Source organism: Plectonema radiosum NIES-515 (genome assembly GCF_025753815.1).
GTDB classification, from domain to species: Bacteria; Cyanobacteriota; Cyanobacteriia; order Cyanobacteriales; family Nostocaceae; genus Hassallia; species Hassallia radiosum_A.
In genome coordinates, this window is the sequence record NZ_JAOWRF010000072.1 from 1 (window position 1) to 12150 (window position 12150).

Sequence of the window (12150 nt, forward strand, 5' to 3'; positions counted from 1 at the left end):
TGAAGAAGTCACCGAATCTGACCACCCGTAAAGAAAGCTTTCTTTAGATTAATCCAGTACTAGTCTGAATTTTTATCTCAAGGCATTTTAATTTTACGTCCACCTACTGTCGATTGTAGCAATAGCTGTTTGTGAACAACTTTTTCGCTATTTATGGCTAACTCTAGGTGGTCTTACCTTCAATGCTATACTAATTACCCAATCTGATATGCAGAACTACTTTCACATAAGTACGCTCTAAATCTACAATAATGAAGTAATGGTTCTTCCTCACTGAGCGGTTTCGCTGCTAACCTAGTTGTTACCGATTCTACATATAGGACAATTGGGCTTGCCGGCAGTTTTTCCTAGTTAAACATCAGAGTGTAATGCGGTAAAAGTACCTGAAATCTAGACAATCAAACACCTGCTATTTTCCCTGCATAGCGCTTTTAGACTGAAATGAAGGAGCTTTATAAACAAAGTCTCTCTAAAATCGGTCGCAAACATTACCTAGTGGGGGGAATTTTCAATTCTTCGTGCAATGTTTAAGATTATCTGGATGAAAGGTCTTTTTCGTAGTGAACTCTGAAAGTGTCGTGTCGTGAGAAGTCCGAGGGTCGCTTTCAGTCTTTGTTAGAGGTAGGGCTAAACCTCCAACAAAGTGTCGGCTCATGGTGCTTCTCTGTCGCGTAAGTGCCTTCTAATAATGATGTTTTGACCAAAGGTCGGTTCACTGCATGGAATTTTCAATCGCTACATTACTTGCCAATTTTACCGATGATAAGTTGGTTGCTCGCAAAGTTTTGGAAAAAAAACTTGGTTGTGAAGATGAAGATAGTTTACAAAAACTTCAAATTGCTTTAGAAGTTTTGGAAAAAGTCGGACTTTTGGTAAAAGAACGCGGCAAATATCGTCGCGTGACAGAAGATGGAATCATCGAAGCAAAGCTACGCTGTTCTAGTAAAGGCTTTTGTTTCGCGATTCAAGATACCGAAGGTGCGGAGGATATTTATATTCGCGAAAGTCATCTGAGTAATGCTTGGAACGGCGATCGCGTTTTAGTCCGAGTTCTCAAAGAAGGTAGTCGGCGCCGTTCCCCCGAAGGAGAGGTGAAACTAATTCTCGAACGCTCGAATCACACTTTGCTAGCGCGAATTAAGCAAGTAGAAAGCGGTTTTCGGGCTGTTCCTCTCGACGATCGCTTGCTATTTGAACTTAAACTGCTAGCTAGTGGGATGAAATTGGATGAAGCGATCGACCATCTGGCTCATGTCGAAGTTTTGCGTTACCCTCTGGCACAATATCCTCCTGTCGGTCGAGTGGTGCAAATTCTCGGTAGCGATGCCGAAGCTGCTGCTGATATCGATTTGGTAACTTGTAAGCACGACCTTTCCCGTACTTTCCCGGAGTCAGTTAACGATGCTGCTGCTAAGTTGCCGAAAAAGTTACTCAAAGCTGATTTAAAAAATCGTCAGGATTATCGTGATTTATTTACCCTAACTATTGGCAGTACAAAAGATTCCCAAGTAATAGAAAACGCCTTGACTTTCGAGAAAACTCTCCTCGGACACTCGCGATTAGGCTTTCACATTACTGATGTTTGTCACTACGTTTTACCAGATGAAGCTCTCGATCGCGAAGCAATTAAGCGGGGTAGGTCGGTATACTTAGGTGAACTAGTGCTGCCAATGTTACCGTCATCTGTGGCAGAACGGTGTTCTTTAGTTGTGGGAAGCGATCGCTTAAGCATCTCTTTTTTAATTACCTTCGATTCACAATCAAGAGAAGTCCTAGACTGGGAAATTCAAAAGGGTATCATTAAAGTAGACGAACACATCAGCGAACAACAAGCAGAAGCAATTCTGACTGGTAAAGCAAGTAAATCTACGAAGAGTAAAAATAAGGACTCAGAAGAAGTAGTCCAGATGTTGCACGAACTGGAAGCACTGCGAAATGCAGTCAAACAAGTGCGGCTGAATCGTGGTAGCTTGCAATTAAATCTGCCACCTAACCAAAATCCGTACAACGATGAAGGTATTTTAGGATGTGCCGCAATCAATGATTTACCTGTGCGATCGCTCTTAACAGAATTCGTGCTAGTTGTTAATCAACTAATGGCAAATCATTTAGACGCATTAGGCATTCCTGCCATTTGGCGAGTGCAGGGCGCACCCGATTCGGAAGATGTCCAGGAAATGCTAAAATTAGCGATTAATTTAGGCGTGGAACTGTCACTAGAAGCAGAAGTAGATATCCAACCTTTAGATTATCAACAATTGACCAGAGCTTTTGCCGAATCGCCATCAGAACAAGTTCTGACTTACTTGTTGCAAGATACACTCAAGCCAGCTTCTTACAGTACAAATAAAGGCTCTCATTTTGGTTTGGCGCTAAGTGAGTATACCCACTGTACTGCACCGTTGCGGCGTTATCCAGATTTGCTCATGCAAAGAGTGTATTATTCACTACTGGAACATGGACGCGATCGCCGCAACACCCGCGTGAAAGAGCGCGTTAATTTGTGTCACTTTGCAAGCCACAGTGAAATTAACTGGAACGTTTTACCCCCAGAATTGCAACAAGAACTGCAAAGCGAGTTGACAAGGGTAATCGTCCAAATCAACGACAGAGAAAAAGAAGTCCAAGAAGCCGAAGCCGATTTAGCTGGGTTGCAAAGAGCTTCCTTGATGAAACAGCGCATTGGCGAGGTTTTTAGTGGCGTAATTACTGGTGTTCAATCTTACGGCTTCTTTGTAGAAATTGAAGTACCAGCACTCCAAGACAACGAAAGCGGTAATGTGAGAGTGCCTTTACGAGTCGAAGGACTCGTACACGTTAGCTCGCTTAAAGATGATTGGTATGAGTACCGCGCTCGACAACAAGCGCTATTTGGTCGCAAAAATCGGGCTTCTTACAGATTAGGCGATCGCGTAGCCGTGCAAGTGAAAAGTGTTGATTACTACCGCCAGCAAATTGATTTAGTCACCGTAGGCAGCGATGGTATCGCCTCAGGCAGGGGTATGAACGGCTCCAATGGCGAAGTATCAAATATGTACTTATCCAACGAAATGGAGTCTCAAGACCTAGAACCATATGGTGATGATGAATAAGGGGCATAGGGCATTGGGCATAGGGCATTGGGCATGGGACTCCTTGGAGACAAGGAGACAAGCAGACAAGGAGACAAGCAGACAAGGAGACAAGCAGACAAGCAGACAAGGAGACAAGCAGACAAGCAGACAAGGAGACAAGGGGAATAATTCTTCTTTCCCCCCATCCCCCCCACTCCCATTTTCCACTCCCCACTCCCCATCTCTGTACTAAAAAAGCGTGTCAAACAAACAACAGCCAATTATCTTAGGCATATCAGGTGCATCAGGTTTAATTTACGCCGTCCGAGCGATTAAATTTCTGCTTGAAGCCGACTATGAAATTGAACTAGTTGCCTCGAAGTCAAGTTACATGGTTTGGCAATCAGAGCAGAATATTCGGATGCCAGTAGAACCCGTTCAACAAGAGCAATTTTGGCGACAGCAAGCTGGAGTTGAAGCAGCGGGTAAACTACACTGCCATCCTTGGGGTGATGTTGGAGCCAATATTGCCAGTGGTTCCTTTCGTACCCAAGGGATGATTGTCATTCCATGCAGTATGAGCACCGTAGCCAAGCTCGCAGCCGGCTTGAGTTCCGACTTATTAGAACGGGCAGCGGATGTTCAGCTTAAAGAAGGTCGAAAGCTGATTATCGTTCCCCGTGAAACTCCTTTTAGCCTGATTCACCTGCGTAATTTAACTGCTTTGGCAGAAGTTGGGGCAAGAATTGTCCCTGCCATTCCTGCTTGGTATCACAATCCCCAAACAATCTTAGATTTAGTTGATTTTGTTGTTGCTCGTACTTTAGATCAACTCGATATTGACTGCATTCCACTTCAACGTTGGCAAGGGAGAAAATAAAAGGGAAAAGGGGCAACGGGCATGGGGCAGGCAGTGCGGTCTTGGGGTCTCCCCAAGTGGAGCATTTGCCGTCATGGGGACTAGAAAAAGAATTATTACCGATGCCCATTGCCCATTGCCCATTGCCCATTGCCCCTCTCTGAAATTACCTTTACCCCTTCTTTTTATATGGATATCATTCGCTTAATTTTATTAGTGGCGGTACTGGCAGGGCTAACGCTATTGTTAGCACAAAACTGGTCGCCTGTTCTACCGTTAGTATTTTTGGGGATACGGACTCAACCTTTGCCATTGGCAATGTGGATTTTATTTAGTACAACTGCTGGTGCTGTTACATCTGTATTTATCAGCAGCTTATTTAATTTCTCCACTTATTTAGCTCGACAACAGCCAAATCGACTTAAATCACCAGCCGCTTCACCTAGGAATAAGCAAACCCGTAGAGAAGAAACATTTTCCCGCTCTCCTGTCAACCCTCCACCCCCAGCTAGTACAACAGAGTCTAGAAGCAGTGACGACGTAGGGGATGATTGGGACACAAATAACACTACAGATGATGATTGGGACTTTGAAGAGAAGTCTAATGTTGATACTCCCAGTCCAGAAAACACACAGGATAGAGATCAAAGCTACGAACGTCAACAGAAACCTAAAAGTAGTTCTCAATCTGGTTCAGTTTATTCCTACAGCTATCGCCAACCAAAAAATTCTGGAGTAGGAAAAACTGAATCAGTTTACGATGCTGATTACCGAGTAATCATACCGCCTTATCAACCACCGACGACTACAAATCAGAAGAATGATGATGATGATTGGGGATTTTTCGATCAGGACGACTCTGACTCCTGACGACGAGCGATCGCGCTATTGAGTAGTATGTGGTATTCATCTGCTAAATGCCACACCTTTCTTCGCGAGACTCCTGCTTGACTTTGCCCATCATTGCCGCTTCTTGCAAGCTCATAAAGGCTTTAAAGTCTTCTAAGTCGTAGCGGGTTGTCAGTAAATGTCGTAGTTGATTTTCGGCTTCAACAGTTAGATAGCCAGTGGATAGCGCTTTTTGCACAACGTCACGAATTCGAGTCATGGTTGATACCTCAATAGACCACACTTATTTATTCGGGTGCACTCAAATAAGATATGCAGTAGTTTTTCTTCTTCAACCGTTAAGTTGCCAAAGCTTTTTTGCACAATGTCACAAAATAAGTCATAATTTACACCATGATTTTTAACTGATTTAGAGTGGAGCTTGCTATGACTAAGTTTTTTGAATGTTAATACTGTGGGGTAGAAACACAGTATTGTATAAACTTAAAATCGCTCCAGCGGAGAAAGAGTCTTGATCTTTTCTATTGACGACACAAATTCAATAAAGTTTCAAAGAAGCTTTATTAAATTTCCGTTAAGCCTAAAGATACCGAAGCAACAACTGGCAAGTCACCTAACGAATGTTATTAAATTCGTTATAAATTTATTGTTTATTTATTTCGACTTTATCTAAAAATCGTTAATATATTGCCTGATCGCTACTTAAAATAAATAACCGTAATGGCTGCTAATTCAAATAAAATAGAAGAGGATTTTGTAGAGGCTAAAAATAATTGGGAGCTAGAAAAGTTATACGTTGATTTGGCATCAGCAAAGGGAAAAGCTCTAACACCTGTTGAAAAGAAATTTTTGAGAGGTTTACTTTGTGGTTTTAGTCCAGCGGAAATTGCTAATGCAGTTTATAAAAGTCGCAGCAGTAGTACTGTGAGAGTTTATCTTTCTAATGGACTATATAAATATATAGAAGATATGCTGAGTAACCAAGAGGCAAGCAGCATTAAGGTCAAAAACTGGAGTCGGGTGACTCAGTTACTAGAAAAAGCAGGTTATAAAAAAGGTTGGTTTCAAATAGATGTGACTAACAATGAAATAATCAAAATCGAGAAAAATAAAGCTGATTTTGATCAGATGAAAACAGCCCAAAGAGAAGATTGGGGTGAAGCGATTGATGTGAGTAAATTCTACGGACGCACTAGCGAACTCGCATCCCTGAAAGAATGGATTGTACAAGAGCGCTGTCGGTTAGTGGTACTCTTGGGTATGGGTGGAATTGGTAAAACAGCTTTTTCAGTCAAGCTGGCAGAAGCAATTAAGGAAAATTTTGAATATGTGATTTGGCGATCGCTTAGTCTCGCACCACCCCTAGAAGTCATCTTGAATCAACTCTGGTCGCTTTTATCTCCTGAAGGGGAAACACAACGGCAAGAAAATATCGAACGCAGCATTTCTCAACTAATTGAATGTTTGCGATCTTCACGCTGTCTAATTGTATTAGACCATGTTGACTCAATTTTAAGCAATGGCAACGATACCGACTTAGTGAGAGAATATCCGCTCTCTGTGCCACCCAGCAACCCAGATGTAAAAAATCCTTCTGGTTATGTGATGAAGCAAATTCGGTATCGTCAAGGTTATGAAGGTTATGGAGAGTTAATCAGAAGATTAGGAGACTCTCAACATCAAAGTTGTTTAGTGTTAACTAGTAGAGAAAAACCTCAAGAAATTGCGGCTTTGGAAGGAGAAAAATTACCTGTACGTTCTTGGAAATTGACAGGATTAAGTAATGCAGAAAGTTGGGAACTTCTCAAAGAAAAAGGGTTGAAAAATTATTCCGAAGACGAATGCAGAATATTAATTGAGTGGTATGCAGGTAATCCATTATTTATTAAATTAGTTGCCACGACTATTCAAGAATTATTTGCTGGCAATATATATGAATTTTTAGAACAAGGTACTGTGGTTTTTGGCGATATTAGGGCAATTTTAGATGAACAGTTTTATCGTTTATCTAATTTGGAAAAGCAGATTATGCACTGGTTAGCACTGAATCGCAATTTGGTTTCAGTGCGAAAATTGCAAAAAGAGATTATACCACGAGTTTCCCAACGATTAATACTAGAAGCTATAGAGTTATTACAAAGGCGATCGCTAATTGAAAGACAAGCATCTGGCTTTGCACAAACCCCAGTTTTAATGGAATATATAGCTGAACGATTAATCGAGGAAAATTTTGAAAATCAAGATAAATCAGGTTACTCATTGATGAGTCAGACAATTTTTGAAGCGCAATTGAAAAACCACATTCGAGAAATTCGCCTCAACGCGGAGATGTAAAATAGGGTAGAGACGTTCGGTCTGGAACGTCTGTACGAAAGGCGCAAAAGCGCGGTAGAGACGTTCGGTCTGGAACGTCTGTAGGGGGGGTAGCGGTGGAGAATTTAAGCGCCCAAAAGGAGTATAAAATTGACAGTGAGTATATTAAAAGGAGTTAACCTGTACTTAATTGGCATGATGGGCGCCGGTAAGACTACTGTAGGGCGCGAACTTGCGAAACAATTGAGTTACGGGTTTCTGGATGCGGATAACGTAATTGAACAAGCAACGAAACAAAGTATTAATCAGTTGTTTGCTTTGGAAGGTGAAGCGGGTTTTCGTCAAATCGAAACCGATATATTAGCACAAATTTGCGCTTTTACAAAATTAGTTATCTCTACTGGTGGGGGGGTTATTCTCCAACAAAAAAACTGGAGTTACCTACGCCACGGCTTGATTGTTTGGCTGGATGTGCCAGTAGAGTTACTTTACACCCGTTTAGCCGAAGATACCACAAGACCGCTACTGCAAGATGTTGACTTGAAACAAAAACTGCGATCGCTCTTTGAACAACGACAGCCATTATATAATCAAGCCGATCTGCGAATCAGCATCAGTGAGGAAGAAACACCCACGAAAATCGCTACACGAGTACTTGAGGCGATTCCTACTGTTCTGAAATAATTATGAGAGATTGTTGAAAGTACCAAACTCATTTAAACTATTTAGATCAGTTTTAACTGTCAACAGCGCCCCATGATAGTCAACGATACTGAGTACATCAGAGAAGCCGCAGCCACTCGCGTTCAAGTACTGAGCGAAGCATTACCTTACATCCAACAATTTGCTGGACGCACCGTTGTTGTCAAATACGGTGGTGCAGCGATGAAAGATAGCACCCTCAAAGATAAAGTTATCCGCGACGTTGTATTCTTATCTTGCGTCGGCTTACGACCAATTTTAGTCCACGGTGGGGGACCAGAAATTAACAGCTGGCTCGATAAACTGGGAATCGAACCGCAATTTAAAAATGGTCTGCGCGTCACCGATGCCGCCACAATGGATGTGGTGGAAATGGTTTTAGTCGGTAGAGTTAACAAAGAAATTGTCGCTTTGATTAACCAAGCTGGCGGCTTGGCGGTAGGATTATGTGGTAAAGATGGTAACTTAATTAAAGCTCGTCCCCAAGGTCAAGAAGGCATTGGCTTTGTGGGAGAAGTTTGCGGTGTGAATATCAAGATTTTGGAGACACTCGCTAGCAATGGCTATATCCCAGTAGTCTCTAGCGTAGCCGCAGACGAAACAGGACAAGCTTACAACATTAACGCCGATACAGTAGCTGGAGAGATAGCCGCAGCACTTGGGGCTGAAAAGTTGATTTTGCTGACAGATACGCGGGGTATTTTAAAAGATTACAAAGATCCGTCAAGCTTGATTCCGAAAGTGGATATTCAAGAAGCCCGCGAGTTGATTACAACTAATGTAGTTAGTGGTGGGATGATTCCGAAAGTAAATTGTTGCGTGCGATCGCTTGCTCAAGGAGTACGTGCAGCACACATCATTGATGGTCGCATTCCTCACGCCCTACTGCTAGAAATCTTCACCGACGTTGGTATCGGGACAATGTTGATCGGTTCTCAATTTACTTCTTAGAAGGGGACTGGGAATTGGGAACGCGGTAACGTGCTTTTATTCAATTCCCAATTCCCAGGCACAATTAAGAAAGTGCTGATTTGTGTGCAAAACGTGAGTGCAGAAACTTTAGAAATTGCCAAAAATCTTTATCAGTCGGGGAAAGCTGCTTTTGAAAGTGGGGAATATCGGCAAGCGGTGGAAAATCTAGAAAAGGCGATCGCTCTAGTGAATCGCAATTCTCGCATCGGGGGGGAGGTACAAATCTGGCTGGTAACAGCTTATGAAGCTGCTGGACGCACTGAAGATGCGATCGCCTTGTGCGAAGAACTTAAACGCCATCCTTTTTCCGAAACTAGCAAACAAGCGCGAAGCTTGGTTTACATTCTCAAAGCACCCAAGCTACAAAGACCAAGGGAATGGATGACTCAAATTCCCGATTTGGACACACTGTCTGATAATGAAAATAAAATTCGTCTCGCTGTTAATAGTACAAAATCTGCCCAACCCAAAAAGCCCACTGAGCGAGAATACGTTGACTTGAGCCAAGTCAATACTAAAGATAATCGCTTTATTTGGGTTGCATTAATTACCATTAGTTTAATCTTGGGTAGCTTGGTTTGGTTGAGTCTTTGAACCGCACAGAAGAGCCGAAAATAATCTTCTTGATTTTTGTGGAGATTTATAGTTATGAATTTATCGGTTTTAGCAAAAAGCTTTGCACGGCTAAGATTTGTCTGTCTGGTGCTGTTGGCATCTGTGCTGCTTTCTGGTTGCGTACAGTATGAAGCAGGGGTAAACTTTGAAAACTCGAATCGCGGCGAATTGGTGCAGCATATTAAGTTAGCAGAACGGCTCACTAGTTTTAGTAGTGACTCAGTATACCAATGGTTAAATAGCATCGAACGCCGCGCTCGCAAAGAAGAAGGCAAAGTACGGCGACTTTCTCAATCAGAAATTATCGTCACAATTCCCTTCAGTAGTGGTGAAGAATTACAAAGGAAGTTTAACGAATTTTTCAATCCCAACATTAATCAAAAAAGTGAACTCAAAAGCACATCTGATTCAGAATTACCAAAAATTGAGTCAAACTTACTTTTGTTTCAGAACAATTTCTTACTGTTAGTGCAAAATCGGTTGATTTACGATGCCGATTTGCGATCGCTTTCTCTAATTGCCAGCAATGGTAACGTTTTGGCTAATGCCGGCTCGATTCTCGATTTAGAATTTAGCTTGAAAACTCCTTGGGGGGCAAAAAGCATTCAACAAACCGAAAGTGCGATCGCTTACTCCCCCCTTTCCGTTGGTATCTCTCCCGAACAAAATCAAAATAAACTGGTATGGAAGCTCATCCCCGGTCAATTAAACCACATCGAAGTAGTTTTCTGGCTTCCCAGTCCTCTCGGTATTGGTAGTTTGTTGATTATCTTGTTTGTTGCCGGTGGACTTTATCTAAGGTATACTTTTATGCCAGACCCCAGCATTCAATTTTCTGCTTCCTCAGCAGCTAATGTATCACAGGAACTTTGAATGTAGTGAGCGCAAAGAGCGCTCTATTCAAGCACAAAGCGTGCTGACTACAACTTATCAAAGCACTCGTGTGTGAATAGTTTTGAATGCTTCGTTGTTGCTCGTTTCAAGCAGCAAAGCTAAAAACGAGACAATCGAGCGGACATAATATCACCAAGCCGAAAGTTGTGAAAGTACGACTGTTGTTAGTATTCTGTGTCTTATTTGTCTTTAGTTATGGATTGTCGGCATATCACAGACCATCCATATATAGTCAACAGATTATTGCCAGACCAACACCCACTGCAACATTAATACCAAGTCAATCCGATCACCCAAGGATCTCTCTCACCAAGTTGACAGACGACCTGGAAGTAGCGGAGAAAAACGTCACCAAGATTTTTATGATTTTGGTAAAGGTCGTGGTGGCTAACTTAAGTATTTTGATTGTCTATCGTCTCATTTTCATGATTTTTCGGCGCTCCAAAGAGTTAATCGTAGACAATTTCATCAATGCTTCTGATGCTGACGAAATCAACAGCGTGTTACCAGGTCTTTCCCAATTAGCGCGAGAAAGACTGGTGGGGGAGATGAAAGGCGTGCGTCAACGGGTGAAAGAGCATATCATCAACCAAGGACCGCAAACCTATCACCCTCCTGATAAGTTACCTTTACCACAAACAACCCCAGATCAACGACTTGGTGAGTTGGTAACTTCACTTGGGGAGTTCACACCAGAGCAAATGCATCCAGCGATGAACATGTTGAAGGTGATATTTCCCCCATTCGGCACGAAAGTAACTAGCATCCTCCAAAGCCAAGGGAAAGAATACGATCGCCTAGGAATTACTTTTGAAATAACTAATATCGAAGGTCGTCTTTCTTCTAAGTTGTATACCGTCTGGGAATCAGTTGAGGCAATATCCTCAAAAGCACTGAAAGACCGCTACAGAGAGCTACTAGGCTCGGCTATTCGCTGGTTGGCGTTGGAACTCAGTCGGCGCGAAATGGTGGCTGCTGTGCCCTGGTATCACTGGGGACAAAAACGCGATCGCTATCAAGCAAAGATTTATAACTTTTTTGGCGCTCTTAATCTAGCTAGCGCTGCGGCTCATGGCAAATTATTTTACTATTTGGCGATTGAAGATTTACAGCAAGCAATAGTTTTGTATCCTGAGTGGTTTCAACCTTACGAAAATTTAGCTGACACATACAGTACCTTTGGAGGACAAACTTCAGGCAAAGAATGTCTCAATTACCAACGTCAAGCACTACTGCAATACGATCGCGCAATTAATTCATGTCAAGATGAATCTGTCAAGCGCAGAATTAGAATTGGCAAAGCGATGGCTGGGCTAATGACAGGTGATGTCAATTCGATTCAGGAAGCGATCGCAGAAATAGAGAAACTGAAGAAAGGCTGGGATGAGACATCAGAGCTAAATACTCGGTTTTTATATAATCTTGCGGCTTGGTATGCGATCGCTCACCAAATTAATGCCGGGGTAAAAACCGCGCTTTCAGTAGCACGCCGTTATTTAGTTTACGCTTTGGTGAGAGACAGCGAAGGCACCCTATGGGAATGGGCAAGCAAAGATCCAGATTTACAAGGCATTTGTGAAGATTATGCGGAATTGAAGTTTCGGATGTTGAAGAAATTGAATGAAGTCCCTGAACTTCCCAGCTTAACGGGTGAAGATTTTACCAAGCACACTGAGGAAATTCTCAAGGGACTAGGGAGATGGGGAGAGGGGGGAATGGGGAGAGGGGTGGATGGTGAATCTGAGTGCGCGGGATAAGCGCGTTGAAGCGACTGGCTCTCCCGTTGGGAGAGAAATAAGAATAATTCTCTTTGTCTCCCTTGTCCCCCTTGTCCCCTTGTCCCCTTGTCCCCCTTGTCCCCCTTGTCCCCCTTGTCCCCCTTGTCCCCCTTGT

At 42.6% G+C, this 12150-nt stretch carries 10 protein-coding genes; 9 read left to right on the forward strand and 1 reads right to left on the reverse strand.

Translation table 11 applies throughout. The annotated features are described in order from the left end of the window. Nucleotides 1-719: 719 nt before the first annotated feature. The 3 genes from OGM63_RS04805 to OGM63_RS04815 all read left to right on the forward strand — a co-directional run bounded on the left by OGM63_RS04805 (nt 720) and on the right by OGM63_RS04815 (nt 4782). Nucleotides 720-3092, forward strand: a complete 2373-nt coding sequence (locus tag OGM63_RS04805; RefSeq protein WP_263744362.1) for a ribonuclease R family protein — start codon at nt 720-722, stop codon at nt 3090-3092. Nucleotides 3093-3312: 220 nt separating this feature from the next. Beyond that, a complete protein-coding gene (locus OGM63_RS04810; RefSeq protein WP_263744363.1) occupies nt 3313-3933 on the forward strand; it encodes a flavin prenyltransferase UbiX in 621 nt (206 codons plus the stop codon). A 168-nt stretch (nt 3934-4101) separates the two neighbouring features. Further along, entirely contained in the window at nt 4102-4782 is a 681-nt protein-coding gene (locus OGM63_RS04815; RefSeq protein ID WP_263744364.1) for a LapA family protein, read from the forward strand. A 43-nt stretch (nt 4783-4825) separates the two neighbouring features. Here the strand turns inward: OGM63_RS04815 and OGM63_RS04820 are convergent, their stop codons facing one another. Then, nucleotides 4826-5020, reverse strand: coding sequence for a hypothetical protein (locus OGM63_RS04820; RefSeq protein ID WP_039748498.1), 195 nt, complete (start codon nt 5018-5020; stop codon nt 4826-4828). Between the two features lie 461 nt (nt 5021-5481). On the opposite strand from OGM63_RS04820, the gene OGM63_RS04825 reads away from it, so the two are divergent. The 6 genes from OGM63_RS04825 to OGM63_RS04850 all read left to right on the forward strand — a co-directional run bounded on the left by OGM63_RS04825 (nt 5482) and on the right by OGM63_RS04850 (nt 12014). Further along, complete coding sequence (locus tag OGM63_RS04825; protein WP_263744365.1) at nt 5482-7095, forward strand: NB-ARC domain-containing protein; 1614 nt, start codon at nt 5482-5484, stop codon at nt 7093-7095. A gap of 135 nt (nt 7096-7230) precedes the next feature. Next, a complete protein-coding gene (locus tag OGM63_RS04830) occupies nt 7231-7758 on the forward strand; it encodes a shikimate kinase (protein ID WP_318528402.1) in 528 nt (175 codons plus the stop codon). Between the two features lie 72 nt (nt 7759-7830). After that, nucleotides 7831-8727 carry an acetylglutamate kinase gene (gene argB, locus OGM63_RS04835; protein ID WP_318528403.1) on the forward strand — a complete coding sequence of 299 codons (897 nt, stop codon included), beginning with the start codon at nt 7831-7833 and terminating at the stop codon, nt 8725-8727. 30 nt (nt 8728-8757) lie between these two features. Next, nucleotides 8758-9342, forward strand: coding sequence for a tetratricopeptide repeat protein (locus OGM63_RS04840; protein WP_375340454.1), 585 nt, complete (start codon nt 8758-8760; stop codon nt 9340-9342). 54 nt (nt 9343-9396) lie between these two features. Next, nucleotides 9397-10236, forward strand: a complete 840-nt coding sequence (locus OGM63_RS04845; protein ID WP_263744366.1) for a DUF3153 domain-containing protein — start codon at nt 9397-9399, stop codon at nt 10234-10236. A gap of 86 nt (nt 10237-10322) precedes the next feature. Then, nucleotides 10323-12014: a tetratricopeptide repeat protein gene (locus OGM63_RS04850; protein WP_263744367.1), complete on the forward strand. Its 1692-nt coding sequence runs from the start codon at nt 10323-10325 to the stop codon at nt 12012-12014. Nucleotides 12015-12150 lie beyond the last annotated feature (136 nt).

Excerpts from the sequence above, each read along its gene's own strand:
- OGM63_RS04805 (WP_263744362.1), top strand. The coding sequence starts at position 720 with ATGGAATTTTCAATCGCTACATTACTTGCCAATTTTACCGATGATAAG.
- OGM63_RS04815 (WP_263744364.1), top strand. The coding sequence starts at position 4,102 with ATGGATATCATTCGCTTAATTTTATTAGTGGCGGTACTGGCAGGGCTA.
- OGM63_RS04820 (WP_039748498.1), bottom strand. The coding sequence starts at position 5,020 with ATGACTCGAATTCGTGACGTTGTGCAAAAAGCGCTATCCACTGGCTAT.
- OGM63_RS04825 (WP_263744365.1), top strand. The coding sequence starts at position 5,482 with ATGGCTGCTAATTCAAATAAAATAGAAGAGGATTTTGTAGAGGCTAAA.
- argB (WP_318528403.1), top strand. The coding sequence starts at position 7,831 with ATGATAGTCAACGATACTGAGTACATCAGAGAAGCCGCAGCCACTCGC.
- OGM63_RS04845 (WP_263744366.1), top strand. The coding sequence starts at position 9,397 with ATGAATTTATCGGTTTTAGCAAAAAGCTTTGCACGGCTAAGATTTGTC.
- OGM63_RS04850 (WP_263744367.1), top strand. The coding sequence starts at position 10,323 with ATGCTTCGTTGTTGCTCGTTTCAAGCAGCAAAGCTAAAAACGAGACAA.